Origin of the sequence: Pantoea endophytica, assembly GCF_002858935.1 — a bacterium.
Classification (GTDB): domain Bacteria; phylum Pseudomonadota; class Gammaproteobacteria; order Enterobacterales; family Enterobacteriaceae; genus Pantoea; species Pantoea leporis.
On record NZ_PJRT01000005.1, the window covers coordinates 408,319 to 432,862 of the forward strand.

Sequence of the window (24,544 nt, forward strand, 5' to 3'; positions counted from 1 at the left end):
GGGTTCAGATTACCAGCAAAGCCATTCCCCGCTATATGTGAAAAATAACTAAGCTAATGCGAATTTGTGAAAATGAAATCGCCCCTTTTGCATTGCTTAAATCGTTATTTACCGTAGTATGCAGAAAATACATAGCGCTATAACTATTCTGTATTAACCCTCTGAATTATCTTAATTTAATCCGTTATAGCCTTATTCTTAATCAGGGTGACGCCGTGTTAGCGATCAAATCTCCGCGTGCATATGCACATGAATCCGGTTTGCGTGCGCGCGCCGGTGAATTTATCAAACCTTACGCTTCCCATATTCGCGTCTTTACTTCCCCCCGCGCCTGGCAGGCCGTTAATCCGGAATTAACCCAGAGCCTTGAAGCCAATGATATTCGCTGGGAAATAGAGTATCTGACCGGTGAATGCACCGATGCCGCGATTGAAACCCTGAAGCACAATGTCGAGCGGCAGGGCGCTGAACTGCTGTTTGCGATCGGCGGCGGGCGCGTGCTGGATGCGGCAAAAGCGGTGGGTAGCCAGCTGCCCGATCTCAAGGTGATCAACTTCGCCACGGTTGCCGCGACTTGCGCTGCCTGGTCGCCGGTGGCGATTGTTTACAACGAGCAGGGCGGCCATGTGCGCAGCCAGCCGCTGGGCAAAATGCCGGATTTGGTACTGGTCGATAGCGAGATTATCGCGCGCAGCGACGTGCGTTACCTGAAGGCCGGCATCGTTGATGCGCTGGCAAAATATTATGAGTTCTATCCGTATCAGCGTAACAATCCCAACGATCTGGCGCTGGATCTCAAAGTGATGACCGCCAAACGCGCGCTGGATCTTTATCGCGAGCTGGGCCCGGCGGCGGTAGCCGCTAACCAGCAACAGCAGGTCACGCCGGAGCTGGTGAAAATCATCGATGCCAATATCGTGTTGGCCGGATTAGCCAACAGCGTGCGCGATGTGCTGCCGACGCCAGGTTTTGCTCACGCCATTCACAATCGTTTGACGCATCAGCCGGAACTGCATCAATGGCTGCACGGTGAAAAAGTGGGTTACAGCCTGCTGGTGCAATCGCTGATTGAGCATGACGGCGTGCCGGATGCCGATCTGCTGACGCTGCTGCGTGCGTACGACATGCCGCTGACCTTAGCGCCGTTAACCGGTGACCGCGCGGCGACGATTCGCACCATCGCAGAACAGATTAAATTTCCGGCGGCCAGCGCCGAACGTCTGCCATTCCGCATCTCTGCCGATGCGCTGGAACAGGCGCTGCTGGCGACCGAGAACACGTTTTAAATCGCACCACTTTTTATTGACCAGGACAAATTAATGGCTAACTCAAAACAACAACGCCGCATCCGTTTAGGCCTTTTCGTGCAGCCGGTAGGACAACACGTCAGCGGCTGGCGTCTGACGGAAAAGCTCGGCGATCCAACTGACATCGACTGGCTGATCACCATCGCCAAAAAAGCCGAAGCCGGTAAATTCGATCTGTTCTTCGTAGGCGATGCGCTGGCCACCAGCATGTATCGTCTGCCCTCGACCATGGCGCGCCTTGAGCCGCTGACCATGCTGTCGGCGCTGGCGGTGAATACCAAACGCATTGGTCTGGCGGCAACGGCGTCTACCACCTTTAGCGATCCGTTCACCATGGCGCGCAGCTTCTCTTCGCTGGATCACATCAGCCGTGGTCGCGCGGCATGGAACGTGGTGACCTCGTTCTCTACCGATGTAGCGCGTAACTTTAGCCGCAACGATATGCCAAACCATGCCGAGCGTTATGCGCGTGCGCGCGAATTCCTCGAAGTGGCTGACAAGCTGTGGGCCGGTTGGGAAGAGGGCGCGGTGCAGCCGAACAAAGAGACCGGTGCGTACTTTGTTGATGAAAAAATCCAGCCGATTAACCATGAAGGCGAGCACTTCCAGGTGCAGGGTCCGCTGAATATCACCCGTTCGCCGCAGGGTCGTCCAGTGATCATCGAAGCCGGATCCTCCGCTGATGGTCAGAAACTGGCGGCGGAAACCGCGGAAGTGATCTTCACCGCGGCTGCCAGCCTCGAAGAAGCACAAACCTTCTACCGTTCGCAGAAAGATCAGGTCATTGCCGCTGGTCGTAATCCGGATCATGTGGTGATTATGCCGGGCGTGATGCCGATTGTGGGCCGCACGCGTGAAGAGGCCAAAGCACTGTGGAAAGAGCTCAACACGCTGGTGGACATCGAAAACGGTCTGCGTCAGCTGTCGCTGCGTTTCAGCATGGATCTCAGCCAGTTCCCGCTGGATGGTCCGGTGCCAGAAGTGCCTCTGGGCGAGGGCAACCAGAGCCGCGTTAAACTGATGACCGATATGGCGAAACGCGAAAATCTGACGCTGCGCGAGCTGGCGGCGGTGGCTGCTGGTTCACGCGGACATCGCGTGATTGTCGGTACCGCCGAAGATATCGCTGACGATTTCGAGCTGTGGATGAACGAGGGCGGCGCGGATGGTTTCAATATTATGCCGGCGATCATGTCCGAGCAGCTGGATCTGTTTGTTGAGCTGGTGATCCCTGAACTGCGCCGTCGCGGCCTGTTCCGTGACGATTACGAGTTCGCCACGCTGCGTGAAAACCTCGGCTTGCCGGTGGTCTAACCCCTTCAGGAGCTCAACATGGTCACCTTATCAAAGCGTGTGCAGTCCGTGTCGCTCTCTGCCAATGCGGCGGCGCGTCAACTGACGCGCCAGCTGAAAGAGCAGGGCGTGGATATTCTCGATCTCACCACCGGTGAGCCAGATTTAGATACGCCCGCGCATATTCGCCAGGCGGCGGTGGCGGCAATGGAAGCCGGTGAGACGCGCTACACGCCGACCAATGGCACCACGCCGCTGCGCAAAGCGGTGCTGGCTAAGCTGAAAAATGAAAATCAGCTCGATTATGAGCTGGCGCAAATTTGCATCGCCAACGGTGCCAAACAGATTATCTTCAACGCCTTTGCCGCCACGCTGAATGAAGGCGATGAGGTGATTGTGCCTGTGCCTTATTGGCCGACGTTCCCGGATAGCGTGCGTTTTAACGGCGGCGAAGCGGTGCTGCTGGCGTGTCCGCTGGAGCAGGAATACAAGTTGCAGCCGCAACAGCTGGCGCAGGCGATCACCGCCAAAACCCGCTGGCTGGTGCTGAACAATCCCGGCAATCCTTCTGGTATGGTGTACAGCGCAGATGAGCTGACCGCGCTGGCGACGGTGCTGCGCGATCATCCTGATGTGCTGATCATGCTGGATGAACTCTACGAACATATTCTGTTTGATGGCCGTGAACATATTAGCCTGCTGCACGTTGCGCCGGATTTAGCCGACCGTATTCTGCTGGTGGGCGGCGTGTCGAAAACCTACGCCATGACCGGCTGGCGCATCGGTTTCGGTGCCGGGCCTAAAGCGTTGATCGACGCGATGGTGGTGGTGCAGTCGCAAAACAGCTCCGGTGCCAGCGCGATCAGCCAGGCTGCGGCGGTGGCGGCGTATAACGGTGGACTCGACTTTCTGCCGCCGCAACGCACGGCTTATCAGGATCGCCGCGATGCGATTATGGCGCTGTTAAAGCCGGTGCAGGAAATTGACGTGCTTAATCCTGATGGCGCGTTCTTTATTTTCTGTCGCTGCGCCGGTTTATTAGGTAAAACGCGTCCCGATGGTCAGAAGATCGAAAGCGAGCAGGATGTGATGAATTATCTGCTGGAAAGCGGTGTCTCTGGCGTGGCGGGCAGCGCGTACGGATTATCACCTTATTTCCGTTTGTCGATTGCCACCGACATTGAAACGGTGCGTGAAGCGGGTCGCAGAATTGCGCAGGCCTGCGCGGTTCTGAAATAAGCTTACTGGTAAAGACGTCAGATATTTCCGGGGGATTATCTGACTTAACGGCAAGTATGATGCGCAATACGGTATCGCTTGCCAGGATTATGTTTACGACGTTTTAAAAGCGTATATCAAACAGATTAACGCGCAGAAGTAATAACGAAAAAACGCAGCACTTACGCTGCGTTTTTACTGTTCATGCGCTGTACAGCAAGTCACCGATTAAATCAGGAAATCATCCATTGAACCGCCCGCTTCCAGTGCGGCTTTAATCGGTGATGGCGTACGGCCCTGGCCGGTCCACAATTTCTCGTTCCCCTGTTCGTCGATGAATTTATACTTCGCGGGGCGCGGAGCACGTTTCGACTTGGGTTTGCTTTCCTGGGTAGTTAATTGCGCCAGGTCACTAATATCAATGCCATCTTTCAACAACATCTCTTTATACAGCGCCAGCTTTTCTTCTTTTTCGCGCTGAGCTGCAGTTTCTGCTTCCGCTTCTTCACGGCGCTCTGCGACGACCACGGCGAATTTTTCCAGCATCTCTTCTAATGCTGCGACGTCAATATTACGCGCCTCGGCACGCAGCGTACGAAGATTGTTCAATGCTTTAAGTGCATCGCTCATGTATTAATCCTTATTACTTATTTAACTGGTGTAAAGGGAAGCATTCTACGAGATTTTTTGCCAAAGTAAAATAATCAAACGTGGGCAGAATTGTCTGTAAAATATCCGGGTGATCAGAGATTCTTTTATATTCCGTGACGCTTTATCGAGCTATTTGGCTTATTCACGTGACGCGGGAGAGTAAGGAGAATAATAGTGGGTGATTTAATATGCGTGTGTATGCGGTGCGTGTGAAGGTCGCCATAAATGGTACCGTACACATAAGAATCTGTTCAATTTCACATAGTTGCCGAAAGCCCCGCCATGAACCTTCCTGAAAATAACGTAAGTCAACTATTACTCGTTGAAGAATAAGGCTTTTCACCAAGTGTAAAAGTGTCAGTAAACTGGTAACAATTTCTTGCATTGGAAATCTTAATGCGTATATTTCTCATTTGCTTTCTTAACGGCTTCCTTACTGTCGTTCCTCTTTCCGACGTCAGCAGCGGTGCCGCAAAAAAATAACGATAAGTTGATTGAGGAATCGTATGTCTTTCAGTGATTTGCGCGTCAGGAAACCCGGCAGTGCGCCTCAGCGTGCGTTACGTCTCTCTTTACTGGCTGTGATGGTTGCGTCAGGTATCGCGCAGGCAGCAGAGACCACCAACACCGAACAGACGCTGAACGTGGATGCCAGCGCCAACGCCGATCAGCAACAGCAGGCGGCACAGGATTACAGCGTACCGGTGACGCGTGCCGGTACCAAAATGGCGCTCACCGCGCGCGATATTCCGCAATCGGTTTCAATCGTCAGCAAGCAGCGTATGCAAGACCAACAGCTGCAATCGCTGAACGATGTGCTGAAGAACACCACCGGTATCCACGGCGTCTCTTCTGATATGGACCGCACTAACTACTATTCGCGCGGTTTCCTGATCGACAACTATATGGTCGACGGTATTCCAACTGCCTTCGCCTCACGCTGGAACCTTGGCGACGCGCAGAGCGACATGGCGCTGTATGAGCGCGTCGAAGTGGTGCGCGGTGCCACCGGCTTGCTGACTGGCCCAGGCAATCCTTCCGCCTCCATCAACATGGTGCGCAAGCACGCCGATAGCAAAGAGTTCACCGGTGATGTTTCCGCCAGCTACGGCAGCTGGAACAAGCAGCGTTACGTTGCCGATCTCTCTGCACCGCTGTCGCCTGAAGGGAACGTGCGTGGTCGTCTGGTTGCGGGCTATGAAGACAAAAACAGCTTTATCGAACGCTACGGCGCAGACAAAAAGTTCGTTTATGGCGTGGTTGACGCTGATCTGACCGACTCCACCAAATTGTCGGTTGGTTACGAATTTACCCAGGTAAACACCGATTCGCCAATGTGGAGCGGTTCCCCGCGCTGGTATACCGACGGTTCTCAGATCAAAGCGCGTCGTGGTTACAACACCGCGCCAGACTGGGCTTACAACAACAAAGAAAACAAAAAGGTCTTTGTTAACCTGCAGCAAAACTTCGATAACGGCTGGAACATCACGCTTAACGGCACGCACAACGAAATGTTCCTCGACAGCAAACAGCTGTATATCGATGGCTTCTTTGATAAAACCACCGGCGCGGGCTCTTCCTCTTACGCCGGCTATCCGGTTATCGGCGGCACCGGCTATAACACCGGTAAACGTAAAGTGGATGCGGTGGATGCCTTCGCCAGCGGCCCATACGAATTGTTGGGACGTCAGCATGAGCTGATGATTGGCGTTAACTACAGTCGTCAGGACAACAAGTACTACAGCTCGTGGGAGAACATCTCATCAGCAGAGCTGGGTAACTTCAATAACTACAACGGCGATTTCCCGGAATCTAACTGGGATCCGCGCGAACCGGCTTCAGATACACAGCTGGTACGTCAGAAATCTGCTTATCTGGCAACCCGCATCTCGCTGGCCGATCCGCTGCATGTGATTCTCGGCGCGCGCTATACCAACTGGAATCGTCAGACGCTGAGCGAAGAGATGGAGAAGAACAACATCACGCCGTACGGTGGTGTGATTTGGGACTTCTACGACAACTGGTCGGCGTATGCCAGCTACACCTCGGTATTCCAGCCGCAGGATTATCAGGATGCCTCAGGTGCATTCCTGGCGCCGGTGATTGGCAAAAACTACGAAGCGGGCGTGAAATCAGACTGGTTTAACAGCCGCCTGACTACTTCTATCTCCGTATTCCGCACCGAACTGGATAACGTTGGCGAAGCGACCGGACAAACCAACCCGGAAACGGGCAATGCCATTTATGTGGGTAAAAGTGGCGTAGTGAGCCGTGGCGTGGAGTTTGAAGTCAACGGCGCGGTAACCGATAACTGGCAGATGACCTTCGGCGGTACCAGCTATGTGGCGGAAGATCGCGAAGGCGAGAACTACAATTCTCAGCTGCCGCGCACCTCATTCAACCTCTTCACCAGCTATCGCTTGCCGATGCTGGATCAGTTGACTTTGGGTGGTGGCGTGACCTGGCAGTCGAAAACCTACGGTGACATTGGCGGTCCAGATGGCGAAGGCACCTGGCGCGCACGTCAGGGCAGCTACTCGGTGGTCGATTTGTTCGCACGCTACGACGTCACCAAAAACGTCTCACTGCAGGCAAACATCAACAACCTGTTCGACAAAGAGTACGACACCAATGTCAGCAACGGCGGCATCGTGTACGGCGATCCACGTAATTTCTCTGTCTCGGCGAGCTATCGTTTCTGATAAAGATGCTGGGTGCGCAGGACTGTGTACCCAGCAATTCTCGGCGGTCGCCATTCATGGCGACCGATATTAACCCTTCATCCACTCCGCAATAATCTGCCCATACAACTGCTCGGCTTCCCCCAGCTTACTCACCAGACAATACTCATCGGTTTGATGCGCCATCGTCGGTTCGCCCGAACCTAAAATAATGCACGGCGGATCACCCAGCGCGGGCAGCAGCAACGATGCATCGGTAAAGTAGGGCACCACGCGCGCTTGCAACGGCTGCTCGAAAAACGCCTGACAATGACGGTAGATCGACTGAATCCACAGATTCTCTACGGAACTCAACACCGCAGGCAGATCGACCAAAGTGGTGATGTGCACTGCTTCGCCCATTAATTCGCCTAACCGCTGGCGAATAGTGGCGTGTTGCAGGTTTGGCGCGCTGCGGATATCAACATCAAACGCCGTGCGATCCGGCACCGAGTTAATATTCAGGCCGCCCTGAATGTGGCCAACGTTCAGCGTCGGTTGCTTCATTAAAGGATGCGGCGCGCCCGGCGAGAAGTGGCGGATTTTGCCTAACGCATCGGCAGCGAGATAGATGGCGTTAATGCCTAATTCCGGCATCGCACCGTGCGCGGTTTTGCCACGCGTCTCGCAGCGCAGCCACAGCGCGCCTTTGTGACCAATTACCGGATAGTTGGCGGTGGGTTCACCAACGATCAATGCGCCAATCTCTGGCAACGTTCCGGCCGCAATCAGCGCCTGCGCGCCATCGCAGCCGGTCTCTTCACCGCCGGTAATCAGCAACACCACGCCACGCCCGGCGCGAATCGCCGGTTGCTGCTCGATGCAGGCGTGGGCAAAAGCGGCGATGGCCGCTTTCATGTCACTCGAACCGCGCCCATAAAGCCGATCGTCCGCAATTTCCGAACCAAAAGGATCGTGCTGCCACGGCTGATTGCCGAGCGGCACGGTGTCGAGATGTCCGGTAAACGCCAGCGGTTTGCCCGCAGCGGAGCCGCGCATCTGCGCCACCAGATTGCTGCGACCTTCGCCAAACGACGATAGCTGCACCTCAAAACCCTGATCGCTGAGCCACGCGGCAAAAAACGCCATGCAGGCAGCTTCGTTGCCCGGTGGATTAATGGTGTCGAAGCCGAGCAGTTGCTGAGCAAGTGCCAGTGAAGCGGGCTGCATCAGGCGCGCTCCGTCAGCCAGTCGAAGCAGTTAATCCACAGCTGGCGATAGCCGGGCCATTGGGTAAACTCTTCCGGCAGCCAGTGCGCCGACATATCGCTGGTCCACACCAGCGAACGGCCTTGCTGATATTCCCGCACCGCTAATAAAGGATGCGCTGTGCCGGCGACGGTCGCCAGCAGCGTGCCTTCGGGCTGCATCTCCACCTCGTTGTAGCCCAGCATCCACGGCCATTCGCCGGAGATGTTATCGAACAGCGCATGTGATTGCGTCATCTCCAGCGTAGAACCTTCCGGCGTTTCAATGCGGTCATCCCAGGCGAGGCAGCGCACTGGCAACACCTTTTCGACCAGCGTATTGCGGAATCGCGCGCCGCCGTTGATGCCCTGAAAACTGAAGTAGCCGCCGATCATCATCAGGCTGCCGCCAGCGGCGACGTAATCATGAATCAATGCCAGGCGATTAGCGGTACGACGGCTTTTCAGCCAGGTATCGGGATGCAGCAGCAGCGTGTTGGCACCGATATCCGACAGAATAATCACATCCCACTTTTGCAGCCCTTCGAGCGTCAGCGGGAAATCGGTGGCGGCGGCATGCGCTGGCATGTGGGTAATGGCGTAATCGCTATCCTTCAGCGCCGCGATAAAATCGTTGGCACCGCTGTGCCAGGTGGCGGTGGAGAACTGGTCAAAGCCTTTGATGTGGTTCGAGGTGCTGGTCCAGGATTCGCCCACCAGCAAGACTTGTTTCTGCATGATATTTTCCCTTTTACCCACCAAATACGCGCTGCGGGTTAGCAATCATTAAGGTTTCGAGTTGTTCGCCGCTAACGCCGTGACGTTTCAGACGCGGGACAAAATGTTTGAGGATGTAGCCATAACCGTGGCCGCCAAAGCGCGTCAGCATGGTTTTCAGGAACACATCCTGCGACAGCAAAATCTGCTGAATGTAGCCGTCATCAATCAGCTCGCAGATGGCGCGCGCGTTCTCTTCATCGGAAGGCGATTGCGCGGATTCATCAGCGTAGTAATAGCTCATGCCGATCATGTCGTATTCCAGGAACACGCCACGGTCGGCCAGTTCACGCTGATAGGTCTTATCGGCAAAGCTGGGATTCATATGGCACAGCACGGTGTGACGCAGATCGGCACCTTCCTGCTGCAGAATATCCAGCACTTTATGACCTAAACGCTCCCAACCCGGCAGATGCACCTGAATCGGCACGCCGGTTGCCGCACTGGCGCGTCCGGCGGCACGCAGCGATTTCTCTTCATCGGCGGTAAAGCGGCTGGAGATGCCGATCTCGCCGATCAATCCAGCGATCACCTCGGGTTTCTCCGCTGCGCCGCCAAGGTCAAAAATCAGCTTCTCGGTGAGTTGCTCAACGCTGATGCTCTTCACCCATTCCGGATGCGACGGCTCCAGATACAAGCCGGTGCCCATCACGATGTTGAGTCCGGTTAAGCGCGCGATGCGTTGCAGCCCTTTGGGATCGCGGCCAATGCCGATGTTGGTAGGATCGACGATGGTTTCGCCGCCCAGCGCGCGATACTTCATCAGCTCGTCAATCGCCATATCGACGTCAAACAGCTGGCAGTTATCGCGGCTCATCAGCGGGTTCATGTTGAGTTCACCGAGATTCTCCATTTTCACCGGCATCTCAGCGATATGACGATCGCTGCAACAGCAGGGCGGCACCCACTTGCCGGATGCATCCAACAGAATGTGTTCATGCATCAAGGTAACGCCCATCTCGGCCAGCGGCAGCGGCCCTAAAACCGTCATCACATGTCCGCTGCTCACGCCGAGCGGTAACGGATCCGCATGGCGAAAAATCGATCCTTTCATGAGCTATCCTTTTGCCGGTGCGCGAGTGGGATTGAGAATGCGGGTGTTGAGCCAGATGGCGAGCAGAATGATGGTGCCGGTTGCGATTTGCGTATAGAACGGCGAGATGTGCGACAGGATCAGCCCGTTCTGGATAATCGCAATCGACAGCGCGCCCAGCAGCGTACCGATAATGGTGCCGAAGCCGCCAAACAGGCTGGTGCTGCCGAGCACCACGGCGGCGATCACCTGCAACTCAAAGCCTTCGCCCTGATTGGATGAGCCGCTGCCGAGACGCGCGGTGATAATCATCCCGGCCAGCGCCGCCGCCATGCCGCTGATAATATAGACCTTCATGGTGACCGATTTAGTATTGATGCCGCTGCGACGCGCGCCTTCGGCATTCGAACCAATCGCCGTCACGTAGCGACCAAAGCACATGTGGTTGAGCACAATATGCCCGGCGAACAGCACCACAATGCCAATCAGCGCCGGCATCGGAATGCCCAGCACCCATGCGCGGCCCATAAAGGTAAACAGACTGTCGGCCGGCACCGGAATCGAATAACCCTGAGTGACCAGCAGAGCGATCCCACGTACCACGGCCAAGGTAGCCAGGGTGACGATAAACGCCGGAATCCCCTCAAAGGCGATAAAGAAGCCGTTGATGGCGCCAACCAATCCGCCCAGCAGCAGTCCGCCAATTAACACCACCGGCCACGGCAATCCCCAGTTATTCAGCGCGATAGCCGAAAGCGCGCCGACCAGCGCCAGCGTTGAACCCACCGATAAATCAATGCCGCCGGTGGTGATCACCAGCGTCATCGCGGTGGCGACGATCAGTAGCGGGGCGCTTTGGCGAATGATGTTCAGCCAGTTGTTGCTGGAGAGAAAATTGCTGGTGATCAGCGAAAACACCACGCAGCAAAAGATGAAAAACAGCGCAATGCTTACCACGCCCGAATGGTTGTGCAACAGGCGACGCGGTAGCGAATGCTGGATCATGCGCGAACTGCTTAAATTCATGATGCTCATCCCGTTACCTCAGTGTGCAGCCGCTGAGTGAGCGGTAAATTTCTCACCCACGATCAAATTAACGATATCGCTTAAGCTGGTATCCGCCACGCGCCGGTCCGCCACGTTGGTGCCTTCGTACATCACCATGATGCGATCGCACACCAGGAACAGATCCTGCAGGCGATGGGTGATGAGGATAACGCTGACGCCGCGCGCCGAGACGCGGCGAATCAACTCCAGCACTGCTTCCACTTCTGCCACCGCTAAGGCAGCGGTCGGTTCATCCATGATCAGCACTTTCGGTTCGAAGGCGGCGGCGCGCGCAATGGCAATAGCCTGGCGTTGTCCGCCTGACAAATTGCGCACCAGCAAGCGCGTATCCGGAATCGAAATGCCCAAACCTTTCAGCATCTCGCGCGCTTCGGCGTGCATTTTTGCCTGATCGAGAAAGGGAATGCCGAGCACGCTTTTCATCGGCTCGCGTCCCATAAACAGATTGCCGGCGACATCCACCGTGTCGCATAGCGACAGATCCTGATAGACCATTTCAATATGGCAGCGGCGCGAATCGGCCGGATTGGTGAAGTGTTGCTGTTCACCGTCAATGCGAATGGTGCCGCTGGTGGGCACCACCGCGCCGGAGAGCACCTTGGTCAGCGTCGATTTACCCGCGCCGTTGTCGCCGACTAAGCCCAGCACTTCGCCCGGTGCCAGTTGAAGATTGACGCCGCGTAGGGATTGTATCGAACCGTAAGTTTTGGTGATGTTAATCATCTCTACCCGCGCTGGGGTAGCATGAGGCTGCTGCATCTGAACACTCCCAATCGGTTACCGGGAACTTGGCCTGTTAGCGCAGCAATGCTTTAACTGACACGATTTACCCTCTAGTAAACCGGTTTACCTGTCAGTTAAAACACTGGCCGCACTTCCAGAGCAATGGGTTACAACGATATTTGTTTGCCGCTGGGAACGTTGCAGCTTCTGTGCCAGGTTAGAATTTAGTCAGTTTGGCCTGCATCAAACGCGTGAAGATTCAGCAGGTTAAAATTTTATTGTTCAGTAAACCGGTTTACCTCGAAGTACTGAACTTCACTTGATTGATCAACTTTTGCGCCAAATCTGTGCAATTTTGCGCCACGGTGGATCAGGGTAGGCGGATTTGAATCGAATCGCGTCCCACCCATTCAACGGGTAAGCGTGTTTCCAGCGGGATATTCACGTCGTTATTCAGCAGGCGCAGCATGATGTCCACGGCGGTATAACCCAGTTCGCGCGCGGGTTGGCGGATGGTGGAGATGCGCGGCTGCGTCAGGTCGGTGTAGTTAGCATCATCAAAGCCGACCAGCGAAAGGGCATCCGGTGCCTGCAAGCCGCTGGCGCGTAAACCGTCCAGCAATCCCAGCACCAGATAATCGCTGGCCGCAAACACTGCGGAAGGGCGCGGCGACTGGCTGAACAGCCGCTGCAAAGCCTGCTGACCGAACTCGCGCTCGTAGTTGCCGTACATCACCCATTCTGCAGGCACCGATAAACCGGCCTGCTTCATGGCGGTGCAGAAGCCGAGATAACGTTCGCGCACGCTCATCAACTGTTCCGGGCCACCGATAAAGGCGATGTGGCGATGTCCGGCGGCGATCAGCTGTTCGGTGGCGATGCGTCCGCCCTGCACATTGTCGGCAAACACTTTCGGCACGCTGCTGCCGGGAATATCTTCATCGAGCAACACAATATGCTGATGGCGCTGAATCTCTTTACGTAACAGGCCGTTATCCGGTCGGTTGGTAGTGAACAGCAGGCCATCAACCTGACGCGTATCCAGCCAGCGAATGAACTGCGCTTCTTTGTCGGGATTGTTGCGGGTGATGCACAGCACCAAACTGTAACCGCGCGCCGACGCCGCCTCTTCTGCGGCATCAGCCAGTTCGGCAAAGAAGGAGTTGGTGATATCGGGCAGCACCAAACCCAGGGTTTCGCTGCCACCTTTGCTCAGGCGTCGCGCCAGGCTGTTGCCGCGATAATCGAGCTGGCGAATCGCCGCTTCGATGCGGTCAATTGTCTCCTGCGGCAACACGATACTGTGATTCATATAGCGAGAGACCGTGGCTTTAGAGAGCCCGGCTAATTGTGCCACGTCGGTTAACAACACGCGTTTTGAATTCATGTTCCTCGCCATTATTACATCGGGATCATCGTGTAGTGGTTACAAGGTCGCCATGAATGGCGACCTTACGCGTTAATCATTACACATCGCCAACCAAATAAACACTTGACAAAAATATTTACTCAGCGAATTGTATGCACAGTTTACCGCATTACCGGGAATCACTTCCCAAGCCGACTTAAGTTATTTCACCGGGTATTCCTAGCGGATGGGTTACCGAAACAAACTTAAGCAGGTCGCTATAAAAACACTGCACTTATGCAGTGTGTATATCACGTCATCGATATTCGCCCGCCAAAAATAATCTCAGTGCTTAACGCTGGGAAACGCTGATTATTATTTATTCCCGACGAGGAACACCATGATGTTATCTTTCACCGGAAAACTGCGTTCATTGGTTTTGGCTTCCACCTTAATTACTGCGGGTTCATTTTTCTCGCTGGCGCAGGCTGCGCCGACGTATGCGTTGGTGCAAATTAATCAGCAGGCGCTGTTCTTTAATCTGATGAATCAGGGCGCACAGGAAGCCGCAAAAGCCAGCGGAAAAGATCTGGTTATCTTTAACGCCACCGATAATCCAGTGGCGCAGAACGATGCAATTGAAAACTATATTCAGCAAGGTGTGAAAGGTATTTTGGTTGATGCCATTGACGTCAACGGCATTATGCCCGCCATTAAAGAAGCCGCAGCGGCTAACATTCCGGTCATCGCCATTGATGCTGTATTACCGGCCGGTCCACAAGCAGCGCAGGTTGGCGTAGATAATCTCGAAGGCGGCAAAATCCTCGGTAAATATTTCGTCGATTACGTAGCGAAAGAGATGGGCGGCAAAGCGCGTCTCGGCATTGTTGGTGCATTGAACTCGGCGATTCAGAACCAGCGTCAGAAAGGCTTCGAAGAGACCATCAAAAGCAACAGCAAAATCACCGTTGCCGATGTGGTGGATGGCCAGAATATTCAGGACAACGCCATGACGGCCGCAGAAAATCTGATCACTGGCAATCCTGATTTAACCGCGATTTACGCCACCGGCGAACCGGCACTGCTGGGTGCGATTGCGGCGGTCGAAAACCAGGGCCGCCAGAAAGATATCAAAGTATTTGGCTGGGATCTGACGGCCAAAGCCATCAGCGGGATCGATGGCGGCTACGTCACCGCCGTGTTGCAGCAGGATCCGAAAAAGATGGGTGAAGAGGCGCTGAAAGCCCTCAACGCGCTCTCCGAAGGCAAAACGGTGAACAAAACTATTCTGGTGCCGGCCACCGTGGTCACCAAAGCGAACGTCGACAGTTACCGTTCGCTGTTTAAGTAACCGATCACTCGCTGCGCGAAGTCAGCAGCGCAGCGAGTTCCTGTTGTGTGGGGAAAGCGTTAACGGTGCCGGTACGACTCACGGTAATAGCGGCGGCCTGGCTGGCATGCTTCAGGGCAAGCGCATCGGGCTCCACTCCGCGTAACAGCGAGGAGGCGAGCAGCACGGCGAGGAAGGTATCGCCCGCGCCAGTGCTGTCCACCGCGTTTACCGCCGCTGCCGGACAGAAGTGGCGCTCGGTTTCGGTGATCAACCACGCGCCTTGTGCGCCTTGGGTGATCACTAAGGTGCTGACGCCAGCCGGTTGCAGCCGCTCAGCTTCCAGCTGGTTAACCACCGCGATATCCACTAGCGGCCAAAGTTGGGCGAAATCAGCATTGACCGGCGAAGGATTAAAGACCGTTTTCATGCCGTTGGCTTTTGCCCAGAGAAAAAGAACACGGGTTTTCTCAACCGAGAAGTTGCCCTGTTGCAGCAATATATCGCCTTTCTTTGCATCGGCTAAATAAGGCAGCATCTGTTCGACGGTTAATGCATCTGCCGCAGCGGTGGTAGTAATAATGGCGTTATCGCCATCGCTGCTGTTAAGAATAATTGAGGAGTCGCTGTGTGGTGAAGAATATTGAGTGGGAAATAGCTTAACCGGCTCATGCGCTATTTTCTCACGCAGCCATTGTCCGTTACTGTCGTGACCGATTGCGGCAATTAATCGTGTATCGAGACCACAGCGTGCAATAACAATCGCCTGATTCGCGCCTTTACCGCCAATATCCTGCGAGGTTTTTACGCCGTGGATCGATGCGCCTTTTTGCGGCAGATCGCCAATCGACCAGGTTTCATCAACAACAATATTCCCTGCAACATAAATTTGCATAATGGTTCTCGTTAATAAGGTGGAGAAGATGGTTTCTATATCAGCAGGAAAAACCAGCGCAATACAAGATATTTTTTCCAGAAAGAAAGCAGTGATTGGCGTAGTGCATTGTGATGCTTTTCCGGGTGCACCTAAATATCGCGGCAAACCGCTCCCAGCTATTATTGAGCGCGCACTGCGTGATGCCGAGAATTATATTTCCGGTGGCGTGCATGGGTTAATTATCGAAAACCACGGCGATATTCCGTTTGCCAAACCAGACGATATTGGGCCGGAAACTGCCGCTTTTATGGCGGTGATCACCGAAAAGATCCGCGAGCGTTTTGGCGTGCCGTTGGGCATTAACGTATTGGCGAACGCCGCGATTCCCGCCTTTGCCACCGCTTTAGCCGGCGGCGCGGATTTTGTGCGCGTCAATCAGTGGGCCAACGCCTATATCGCCAACGAAGGCTTTATTGAAGGTGCGGCGGCGAAAGCGCTGCGCTACCGCAGCCAGCTGCGCGCCGAACACATTCGCGTGTTTGCCGACAGCCACGTCAAACACGGCAGCCACGCGATTGTGGCTGATCGCTCGATTCAGGAGCTGACGCGCGACGTCGATTTCTTTGAAGCCGATGCGGTGATCGCCACCGGGCAACGCACCGGCGACAGCGCCACGCTGAATGAGATCGACGAAATCCGCGCCGCCACCGAGCTGCCGCTGCTGGTCGGTTCCGGCGTCACGCCTGCCAACGTCTGCCAGATTCTTGGTCGTACTCAAGGCGTGATTGTCGCCAGCACCCTGAAATTTGATGGCGTGTGGTGGAATGAGGTCGAGCTGGAACGCGTGAAGCACTTTATGTCCGTGGCGCAAGCGGCGCTGGAGGAGGCGTAATGAACAGCTTCACTGACCAGCTTTTACAGCAGCACCACACGCTGTGGCAGGCGATGCAGCAGCATCCGTTTGTGCTGGATATCGAGCGCAATCAGCTGCCCGACGCGGTATTCAATCGCTATCTGGTATTCGAAGGCAACTTTGTCGCCACCGCCATCAACATCTTCGCGCTGGCGGTAAGCAAAGCGCCGGATATCCGTCAGCAGCGCTGGTTAATCGGCGTGCTGAATGCGCTGGTGGACACGCAAATCGCCTGGTTTGAAGCGGTGCTGGCGCGCCGCAATATTAACCCACTGGATTATCCCGACGATCTGCCCGGCGTCACCGCCTTCCGCGATGGCATGTTTAACGTGGCAAAGCAGGGCAGTTTCGTCGAGATCCTCACGCTGATGTTTGGTGCCGAGTGGATGTATTACCACTGGTGCGCGCGCGTCAGTGCCCAGCCGCTGCTGGATGACGACATTCGCCATTGGGTCGATATGCATGCCGAAGAGGAGTTTCACCAGCAGGCGCGGTGGCTGAAAGCTGAGCTGGATCGCGCCGCGTTGGCATTGACGCAAGAGGAGAAGCAGCGCTTATCCAATCTCTACGCGCAGGTGCTGCAGTGGGAAATCGATTTCCACAGCGCCGCCTATCTCAGCAGCGGGGAGGCGAGATGAGCAGCTGTTTTATTGAAGCGCGCAACATCTGCAAACGCTTTGGCGCCTTAACCGCCCTCAATCAGGTCAATCTCAGCATCCATCGCGGTGAAGTACTGGCGCTGTTGGGGGATAACGGCGCGGGCAAATCCACCTTTACCAAAGTGTTGTCGGGCGCCTACAGCGCCAGCGACGGCGAATTGTGGATCGATGGCAAAGCGGTGAAATTCACCTCGCCGCGCCAGGCATCTGAACACGGCATCGCCACCATTTATCAGGAGCTGGCGCTGGCGGAGAACCTCAGCATCGCGGAAAACGTATTTCTTGGACGTGAGCTCAAGCGGCGCGTGCTGGGCATTCCGTTTTTGCGTCGCCGGGAAATGCGCGAGCAGGTTGATCAGCTGTTAAAGGATCTCGACGCGCATATCTCCGATGCCGAAGCCTCGGTTGGCAGCCTCTCGGGCGGACAGCGCCAGGCGGTGGCGATCTGTCGTGCGCTCAACCTCAACGCGCAGCTGGTGATCATGGATGAACCGACCGCCGCGCTGGCGGTGGCTGAAACGCAGAAGGTGTTACAGCTCACCCGCAAACTCGCCGCACGCGGCTGCGCGGTGGTGCTGATCAGCCACAACATCAGCGACGTGTTCGCGGTGGCCGATCGCATGGTGGTGTTCCGCCGGGGGCGAAAAATTGCTGAGCGCCGTCACGCCGAAACCTCGCCCGATGAAATCGTTTCATTAATTACCGGTGCGCATCCCGATGCGCGCGCCTTTGAGAATCAGTAATTGTTGTGCCATTAACCCAGGGGAAATAAAGATGCGTCGAATTACCACTGCAGTCTGTTCTCTCTCATTACTGTTTTCAGGTTATGCCCTCGCCGCCGAGAAAGTGGCTTTTGTGCCACAGATCATCGGTATTCCCTATTTTCAGGCGATGGAAGCGGGCGGTAAACGCGCGGCCAGCGACCTGGGCGTCGAGTTCGTTTACAGCGGTCCGGTGGATACCAATCCCATGGATCAATTGCAGATTGTGCAGAACCTGATCGCGCAGAAAGTGAATGCGATTGGCATCAGCGTGCTCGATGCCTCAAGCATCGCGCCGGTGTTGGCGCAGGCGAAAGCCAACAATGTGCATCTGTTTACCAGCGACAGCGACGCGCCCGACAGCGGACGCCCGGTTTATGTGGCGCAGGCCACCGATCAGGGTTTGGGTGACACCATCATTGATGAGATGGTCAAGCGCGTCGGCGATCACGGCAAAATCGGCATCGTCTCCGGCGAAGCCACCGCCTCCAACCTCAACAGCTGGATTGGCTTTATGCAGCAGCGGGTGAAGAGCAAATATCCCCATATCACCTTGCTGAAACCGCAATATGCCGGCGGTTCCGCCAGCCGCGCGGCGCAGATCGCCACCGATTTGATGTCGGCGAATCCGGATATCAAAGGCCTGATCGCTATGGCCTCCACCACTTGCCCTGGCGTGGCACAGGCGATTGAGACCGCAGGCAAAAATGGCAAAGTGATCGGCAGCGGTTTCTGCAGCCCTAACACCGCGCGCGCCTACCTGAAAAGCGGCGCCTTTGGTTACACCGTGTTGTGGGATCCGGAGAAGCTCGGTTATCTCACCGTTTGGGCAGGCAAACAGCTGATTGATGGCAAAGCCTTCAGCGCGGAAAACCGCGTGCCGGGCTTCGCCGAAGCGGTGAAGTTTGACAGCAAAACCGGCGTGCTGCTGCTCGGTTCGCCAGCGGTATTCACCAAAGAGAATGTCGATCAGTTCAAATTCTAACGGGGCTTCGCATGCACATGACTTCACGGGAGATCGCCTTGCTGGCGATTGCCATGTTAGCCATCGCCGGTTTTTCCTGGTTTTCACCCTGGTTCGCCACCGTCGATAACCTGCTCACTATTCTGCGCAACAGCAGTGAACTGTTGTTGATTGCGCTGGGAATGACGCTGGTGATCGCCATGGGCGGCGTGGATGTCTCGGTGGGCGTGGTGATGGGCGTTGCCGCATGGGGCGTCGGCCAGCTGTTGCTGCTGCAATCGCCGTGGCTGGCAGCAATGGCCGGTCCGCTGCTCGGTTTGCTGCTGGGTTTGATGACCGCGCTGGTGGTGGTGATAGGCCGCATTCCGGCAATTGTTGGCACGCTTGGTCTGTTCGGTGTGTGGCGCACCGGGCTGTTTGCGCTGCTGGGCGGACAGTGGTTATCCGGGTTGCCCGGCAGCTTAACCAGCGGCCTGATGCATCCGCTGCTGGGTTTACCGGTGATGGCGTGGGTCATCGTGCTGGTGTGGGCGAGCGTCTGGCTGGTGTTACGTCACACGCCGTACGGTTTGTGGCTGCTGGCGGCGGGCAATTCAGAGGAGAAAGCGCGGCTGGCGGGCATTCCGGTCACTCAGGTGCGCATCGCGACCTTTATGATCAGCGGCCTGTTGTGCGGCATCGCCGCTACCTGTTACATCGCTACCTATCGCAACGTCGAAATGACGGTCGGCGGCAGTCTGGCGCTGGAAGCCATCGCGGCGGTGGTACTGGGCGGGACGCGCATTACCGGCGGTGCCTGCAGTTTGTTGGGCACGCTGCTCGGCGTGTTGTTGCTGCGCATTCTGCAAAACGGCTTATTGCTGGTGGGCATTCCGTCGCTGTGGCAAACCGTGGTCACCGGCGCGGTGCTGCTGATCGTTCTAAGCAGTGAAGCGGCAAGCGGTCGCGTTTTTGCCTTCAGGAGGATCGCATGACGTTATGGCGCAAATCTCCCGACCTGACGCTGCTCAGCGCGCTGTGGCTGCTGCTGGCCATCGGCATTGTGCTGGTGCTGCCGCAGATGCTGGCTGGCTGGTCAATCACCTCGATACTGCAGTTTGCGACCTTGCTGTCGCTGGTGGCGCTCGGCCAATCGTTGGTGGTGATGAGCGGCGGCGGCGGTATCGATCTCTCGGTGGGCGGCAACGTTTCGCTCTCGGCGGTGATCGGCATGCTGGCGCTCAATCAGGGCATCAATCCGCTTTGGCTGCCGCCGATCTGCCTGATCACCGGCACGCTGGCAGGCGCGATTAACGGCTGGCTGATCGCGCGGCTGCGTCTCTGGCCGTTGATTGTCACGCTCGGCAGCTTCTACTTGTTTTCCGGTCTGGCGCTGGCGCTAACCGGCGGCGCCGCCGTCGCCGGCGTGCCTGCGCAACTGACGCAATGGGGACGCGGCGCGCAGTTCTTTATTCCTTTGCCGTTTCTCACCTGCGTGATTCCGGCATTCCTCATCGCCTGGCTGATTCTCAGCAAAAGTGCATGGGGCAAATGGATCTACGCCTGTGGTTTCAACGAACACGCCACGCGGCTGGTCGGCATTCCGGTCGATCGCCTGCGCTTTCTCGCGTACTGCCTGAGCGGCTTGCTGGCGGGCTGCGCGGGATTCGTTTCGCTCAGTTGGCTGGGCAGCGCGCGCCCGGAAATCGGCGTCAATCTGGAGCTCGAATCCCTTACCGCGGCTCTGCTCGGCGGCGTGGCGATCTTTGGTGGACGCGGCAGCGTAATCGGCGTGTTAGCCGCCGCGCTGATGCTGGTCACCCTCAAAACCTGCATGTTGCAGCTGGGATTGAACAGCGTCTGGCAACTCGGCGTGGTGGGCATTCTGTTGATTATCGTATTGATGGCACAACGACTTTTTATCTATCGGAGATAACTAATGAATCTGACTGAACAAATCAGCGCGCACGTTGAGGCGAGCGCCGAACGCATCGCCAACACGCTGTGCGATCTGCTGGCGTTTCCCTCGATCGTCAAAGTTGATCCGCGCGAAGCTGGGCCGGGCGAGCGCGACTGCCAGCGCTATCTGCAGCAGCGTCTGGAATCGCTGGGGATGGAAACCGATCTGTGGGATCCGGATGGTCCGGCGCTCTACGCCAAGTATCAGGGCCGACCGGGCGCCAATAAAGGCCGCACCTTTGAAGGTCGCCCCAATCTCGGCGGCACGTTAACTGGCGCGGGCGGCGGCAAATCGCTGATGCTGACTGGTCATATCGACGTGGTGCCGCCGGGGCCGCCGGAACATTGGCTCACCGATCCCTTTGTGCCGGAGATCAAAAACGCAGCGGTGTACGGTCGCGGCGCGGTGGATATGAAAGGCGGCGTGGCCTGCATGTTAATGGCGGTCGAGTTGTTGCAGGATCTCAACATTCGTCTGGCGGGCGACGTGGTGTTTACCACGGTGGTGGATGAAGAGATCGGCGGCATGGGATCGCTGGCGATGGTCGATCGCGGATTCAGAGCCGATGCGGGCATCATGACGGAACCGACCGCCAACCGCATCTCGCCAATCTGCCACGGCATTTTGTGGGGCCGCATTATTCTCGACGGCATCGGCGGCCACGCGGAGCTGACGCCCAACAGCTGGGACAGCAGCGGCCCGGTGGATACGGTGACGCTGTGCCGCCAGATGCTCGATGGCCTGGATGTGCTGAATCGCCGCTGGCAGACGCAGCCGAGCAAAAACCATCCGCTGATGGAATTACCAAACCAGATTATCGTTACGCAGCTGAAAGTGGGTGAACATCCGGCCTCGATTGCGGGCCGCGCCGAGATTGTGATTGATGTGCAATATCTGCCCGGCGAGAAGGATGAGATGGGGCTGGGCGGACACGTCAAAAAAGAGATTGAGGCGCACGTTGCTAAAGTCTGTGCGCTCGATCCTTATCTGGCGCAACATCCGGCCAAAGTGGAATGGATTCTGGATGCCGATTGCGCCGAAATCGAAGCGGATCACCCGTTTGTCACCACCTTCCAGCAGGGCGTCAGTGATGCGGCACTCAATCCGCAACTGGCCGGATTCGGCGCGCACAGCGACATTGGACTGCCGAGCACACTAGGGCAGACGCCAACGGTGAACTTTGGACCGGGCGATCCGGCGATGTCGCATCAACCCAACGAGCATGTGCCAATCGCCGATCTGGTAGCCTGCACCAAAGCCATAGCATTGACGTTAGTGCGCTGGTGTGGCGTCGCATCTTAACCCGCAATGGCGCAATAAATTGCGCCGCTACGGACCATCGCGCACCTCCGTAGCGGCGCGATTTATCGCGCGCCATTGGCCTTCTACGCCGCCGCGGCCGCTAACGTCTTCACCCGCTCACGGATGCGTGGCAACAAATGTTGTCCGTAATCGGTGGCATCGCGCAGCTGATCAAATCCACGGAACAGGAACGTGGTGATGCCGAGCTTGTAATACTCCAGCGCGGCATCGGCCACGGTATCCGCTGAACCCACCAGCGCGGTGGAATTGCCCGCCGCGCCGGACAGCGCCGCAATCTCCGTCCACAGGCAGCTATCGTATACTTTGCGCGCGGTGGCGAGCTGATACAGTCGCTGCGATCCGGTATTGCTATCAGGCTGAATCGCCTTGCCGCCAATGTTGGACTGCGCATCCCGCAGCAGTCGATTGGCGCGCGCCCAGGCTTGTTCATCGCTATCGCCGAGAATCGGGCGCAGCGACAGGCTGAAACGAATATGTTTATCGCGGCCATATTTCTTCGCTGCCGCGCGCACTTGCTCAATTCTCGCTTTCACCTGCTCCAGCGGTTCGCCCCACATCATATACACGTCGGCGTGACGCGCGGCGATATCGATGGCGGCTTCTGAAGCACCGGAGAAATAGACCGGCACGCGCGGCTGCTGCCAGGGTTTAACCTCGGTGAGATTATCTTCCACCTGGTAAAACTTGCCGTCATAGCGGAACGGCGTACGTGATTCCCACGTCAGTTTCATGATGTCGAGATATTCGCCGGTGCGCGCGTAACGCTCATCTTTGCTAAGGAAATCGCCGTCGCGTTGCAAATCGCCGCTGTCGCCGCCGGTGATCACATTGATGGCCGCGCGTCCCTGGCTGAGCTGATCGAGCGTGGCAAACTGGCGGGCGGCAAAAGTCGGTGCCTGAAAGCCGGGTCTATGCGCCACCAGCAAGCCCAATTTTTCGGTAAAAGCCGCCACATAACTGGCGATGATCATCGAATCCGGCGCGCGGGTATTCACCGCCAGCAGCACCTTGTCAAATCCGGCGTACTCCTGCGCGTGGGAAAAGGCTTTGATAAACGGCACATCGACAGTTGGCCCATGCGCCGCCACCGATTCGCTGCTCTCCTGCGCCCCAACCAGACCAATAAATTCCAGCGTCATGATGTACTCCTCTCAGCAGAAAGGGCGGATTTGCCCACGGAAGTGAAAATGGCGTCGTCCTGCGGCGTATGTATGCGGCCGCAAAGCACGTTACGCAGGTGACGTTGTAACGGATGGTGGCGCGTCAGCGCGTGGTTGCCAATGCTTTCCACCATCAGCTGCACGCTGCGAATGGCATTTTCAGTCACCACCTGTTTGATTTGCGCGGCATGTCCGCTGGCGATGTGGCCGTGGGAGGCGCTGCTTAGCATAGTTTGACTGGTAAACAGCAGCGTATCGATGCGGCCAACCAGCTCCTGGAAGCGCGGCAATGATGCCAGCGGTGCGCCAAGATTGGCCGGCACGCGCTGCTGCAAAAAGGCGATAAACCAGTCGCGCGCGCTGTGCGCAATGGCGTCGTACAGCGAACCGAGCAGCACCGCCATCCACAGCGATTCCTCTTCGTTGAGGCCCGCTCGCGGCGTGCTCCACGGCGCGACGTTGACCGCGTGATCGAGCGGGATCAGCACCTCGTCCAGCACCACGCGATGGCTACAGGTGCCGCGCATGCCGAGGTGATCCCACTCATCAATAATGTGGATGCCGGGCGCGTTGGCCGGCACCAGATAGCTGCCGACCAGCGGATCGGCATCGTCGCTGCTGGCCCACACCAGAAACCAGCTCAGCCCATAGCTGCCGGTGGAGTAAATCTTCTCGCCGCTGATGCGCCAGCCTTCAGCGGTGCGGCGTGCGCGGGTGGCGGGCAATCCGCCGCGCGCGGGCGTGCCTAATTCTGGTTCGACGCGCAGCGCATTGATCAGCGCACCGTCGCGAATCACGCTCTCCGCCACCTTGCGGCGCACCGCGTCTGGCCAGTTTGAGCTGTCGTCGAGGCGACGCGTGTTGAGATACTGAATGATGAGGATCAGCGCTGCAGAAGGTTCGCCGCGCGCCACGGCCTGGATAATCGCCTGGCTTGCCAGCAGATCGCCGCCGCTGCCGCCCGACGCCGTCGGCAATACAAAGTGCAGCAAGCCATGCTGCTGCAACACGCTAAAAGCGGTTTTGGGAAATTCGCCGCTGCGATCAACCTCTTCAGCTTCTTTTTCTAAGGCCTGAATAATCACCGGCAATATTTCAGCCAGAAAGGGCGGGTTATTTGCCATGCGTTATTAATCCCCTTATTAAATCAGGCTTAATTGTTTCCTGTTCTGCCACCGCTGTAAAAGCAATAAACCGGCTATATACATGCGGAATCGGCATAATTCTGCCGCCGGTGGAAGTGTTAATTTGCAATGGCTGTTTCTGCGCGAGCCATTAATTAGGGTCAACACC

Annotated in this window: 22 protein-coding genes; 12 read left to right on the forward strand and 10 right to left on the reverse strand. The window is 56.5% G+C overall.

The window, feature by feature from the left end; all coding sequences use genetic code 11:
• Positions 1-215: 215 nt before the first annotated feature.
• From PZBJ_RS04295 to PZBJ_RS04305, 3 genes are read left to right on the forward strand one after another with little or no spacing between them, the layout of a single operon-like run.
• Positions 216-1,286, forward strand: a complete 1,071-nt coding sequence (locus PZBJ_RS04295; RefSeq protein ID WP_101761352.1) for an iron-containing alcohol dehydrogenase family protein — start codon at positions 216-218, stop codon at positions 1,284-1,286.
• 33 nt (positions 1,287-1,319) lie between these two features.
• The gene (locus PZBJ_RS04300) at positions 1,320-2,621 is read left to right on the forward strand and encodes an LLM class flavin-dependent oxidoreductase (RefSeq protein ID WP_101761353.1); all 1,302 of its coding nucleotides are present in this window, start codon (positions 1,320-1,322) and stop codon (positions 2,619-2,621) included.
• 18 nt (positions 2,622-2,639) lie between these two features.
• Positions 2,640-3,839: an aminotransferase class I/II-fold pyridoxal phosphate-dependent enzyme gene (locus tag PZBJ_RS04305; RefSeq protein ID WP_101761354.1), complete on the forward strand. Its 1,200-nt coding sequence runs from the start codon at positions 2,640-2,642 to the stop codon at positions 3,837-3,839.
• A 207-nt stretch (positions 3,840-4,046) separates the two neighbouring features.
• Here the strand turns inward: PZBJ_RS04305 and PZBJ_RS04315 are convergent, their stop codons facing one another.
• The gene (locus PZBJ_RS04315) at positions 4,047-4,448 is read right to left on the reverse strand and encodes an H-NS family histone-like protein (protein ID WP_101761355.1); all 402 of its coding nucleotides are present in this window, start codon (positions 4,446-4,448) and stop codon (positions 4,047-4,049) included.
• A 527-nt stretch (positions 4,449-4,975) separates the two neighbouring features.
• Between PZBJ_RS04315 and fhuE the strand changes: the two genes are divergently transcribed.
• Positions 4,976-7,171, forward strand: a complete 2,196-nt coding sequence (fhuE, locus tag PZBJ_RS04320) for a ferric-rhodotorulic acid/ferric-coprogen receptor FhuE (protein ID WP_101761356.1) — start codon at positions 4,976-4,978, stop codon at positions 7,169-7,171.
• A 69-nt stretch (positions 7,172-7,240) separates the two neighbouring features.
• Here fhuE and PZBJ_RS04325 read toward each other — a convergent pair whose 3' ends face one another.
• The 6 genes from PZBJ_RS04325 to PZBJ_RS04350 all read right to left on the reverse strand — a co-directional run bounded on the left by PZBJ_RS04325 (position 7,241) and on the right by PZBJ_RS04350 (position 13,376).
• Positions 7,241-8,359, reverse strand: coding sequence for a M20 family metallopeptidase (locus PZBJ_RS04325; RefSeq protein WP_101761357.1), 1,119 nt, complete (start codon positions 8,357-8,359; stop codon positions 7,241-7,243).
• On the reverse strand, positions 8,359-9,114 hold the full coding sequence (locus PZBJ_RS04330; protein WP_101761358.1) for a glutamine amidotransferase: 756 nt from the start codon (positions 9,112-9,114) through the stop codon (positions 8,359-8,361). The genes PZBJ_RS04325 and PZBJ_RS04330 overlap by 1 nt, the downstream gene beginning before the upstream one ends.
• Before the next feature lie 13 nt (positions 9,115-9,127).
• Positions 9,128-10,207, reverse strand: coding sequence for a phosphotriesterase family protein (locus PZBJ_RS04335; protein ID WP_101761359.1), 1,080 nt, complete (start codon positions 10,205-10,207; stop codon positions 9,128-9,130).
• A gap of 3 nt (positions 10,208-10,210) precedes the next feature.
• A complete protein-coding gene (locus PZBJ_RS04340) occupies positions 10,211-11,212 on the reverse strand; it encodes an ABC transporter permease (protein WP_167391174.1) in 1,002 nt (333 codons plus the stop codon).
• 18 nt (positions 11,213-11,230) lie between these two features.
• A complete protein-coding gene (locus PZBJ_RS04345; RefSeq protein WP_167391178.1) occupies positions 11,231-11,977 on the reverse strand; it encodes an ATP-binding cassette domain-containing protein in 747 nt (248 codons plus the stop codon).
• Positions 11,978-12,347: 370 nt separating this feature from the next.
• A complete protein-coding gene (locus tag PZBJ_RS04350) occupies positions 12,348-13,376 on the reverse strand; it encodes a LacI family DNA-binding transcriptional regulator (protein WP_101761362.1) in 1,029 nt (342 codons plus the stop codon).
• Between the two features lie 349 nt (positions 13,377-13,725).
• Here PZBJ_RS04350 and PZBJ_RS04355 point away from each other — a divergent pair, with 349 nt between their 5' ends.
• A complete protein-coding gene (locus PZBJ_RS04355; protein WP_101761363.1) occupies positions 13,726-14,676 on the forward strand; it encodes an ABC transporter substrate-binding protein in 951 nt (316 codons plus the stop codon).
• Between the two features lie 4 nt (positions 14,677-14,680).
• Here the strand turns inward: PZBJ_RS04355 and PZBJ_RS04360 are convergent, their stop codons facing one another.
• Positions 14,681-15,550 carry a PfkB family carbohydrate kinase gene (locus PZBJ_RS04360; protein WP_101761364.1) on the reverse strand — a complete coding sequence of 290 codons (870 nt, stop codon included), beginning with the start codon at positions 15,548-15,550 and terminating at the stop codon, positions 14,681-14,683.
• Positions 15,551-15,578: 28 nt separating this feature from the next.
• Here PZBJ_RS04360 and PZBJ_RS04365 point away from each other — a divergent pair, with 28 nt between their 5' ends.
• From PZBJ_RS04365 to PZBJ_RS04395, 7 genes are read left to right on the forward strand one after another with little or no spacing between them, the layout of a single operon-like run.
• Entirely contained in the window at positions 15,579-16,424 is an 846-nt protein-coding gene (locus PZBJ_RS04365) for a BtpA/SgcQ family protein (protein WP_101761365.1), read from the forward strand.
• Entirely contained in the window at positions 16,424-17,083 is a 660-nt protein-coding gene (locus tag PZBJ_RS04370) for a TenA family protein (RefSeq protein WP_101761366.1), read from the forward strand. The genes PZBJ_RS04365 and PZBJ_RS04370 overlap by 1 nt, the downstream gene beginning before the upstream one ends.
• Complete coding sequence (locus PZBJ_RS04375) at positions 17,080-17,847, forward strand: ATP-binding cassette domain-containing protein (RefSeq protein WP_101761367.1); 768 nt, start codon at positions 17,080-17,082, stop codon at positions 17,845-17,847. Before PZBJ_RS04370 ends, PZBJ_RS04375 begins: the two co-directional genes overlap by 4 nt.
• Before the next feature lie 31 nt (positions 17,848-17,878).
• On the forward strand, positions 17,879-18,850 hold the full coding sequence (locus tag PZBJ_RS04380; protein WP_101761368.1) for an autoinducer 2 ABC transporter substrate-binding protein: 972 nt from the start codon (positions 17,879-17,881) through the stop codon (positions 18,848-18,850).
• A gap of 11 nt (positions 18,851-18,861) precedes the next feature.
• Complete coding sequence (locus PZBJ_RS04385; protein ID WP_101761369.1) at positions 18,862-19,803, forward strand: ABC transporter permease; 942 nt, start codon at positions 18,862-18,864, stop codon at positions 19,801-19,803.
• Entirely contained in the window at positions 19,800-20,744 is a 945-nt protein-coding gene (locus PZBJ_RS04390) for an ABC transporter permease (RefSeq protein WP_101761370.1), read from the forward strand. The genes PZBJ_RS04385 and PZBJ_RS04390 overlap by 4 nt, the downstream gene beginning before the upstream one ends.
• Before the next feature lie 3 nt (positions 20,745-20,747).
• The gene (locus PZBJ_RS04395; RefSeq protein WP_101761371.1) at positions 20,748-22,070 is read left to right on the forward strand and encodes a M20 family metallopeptidase; all 1,323 of its coding nucleotides are present in this window, start codon (positions 20,748-20,750) and stop codon (positions 22,068-22,070) included.
• 83 nt (positions 22,071-22,153) lie between these two features.
• On the opposite strand, the gene PZBJ_RS04400 is transcribed toward PZBJ_RS04395, so the two are convergent.
• Both PZBJ_RS04400 and PZBJ_RS04405 read right to left on the reverse strand, forming a co-directional pair.
• On the reverse strand, positions 22,154-23,230 hold the full coding sequence (locus tag PZBJ_RS04400; RefSeq protein WP_101761372.1) for an LLM class flavin-dependent oxidoreductase: 1,077 nt from the start codon (positions 23,228-23,230) through the stop codon (positions 22,154-22,156).
• Positions 23,227-24,375, reverse strand: a complete 1,149-nt coding sequence (locus PZBJ_RS04405) for an acyl-CoA dehydrogenase family protein (RefSeq protein WP_101761373.1) — start codon at positions 24,373-24,375, stop codon at positions 23,227-23,229. The genes PZBJ_RS04400 and PZBJ_RS04405 overlap by 4 nt, the downstream gene beginning before the upstream one ends.
• Between the last annotated feature and the right edge of the window lie 169 nt (positions 24,376-24,544).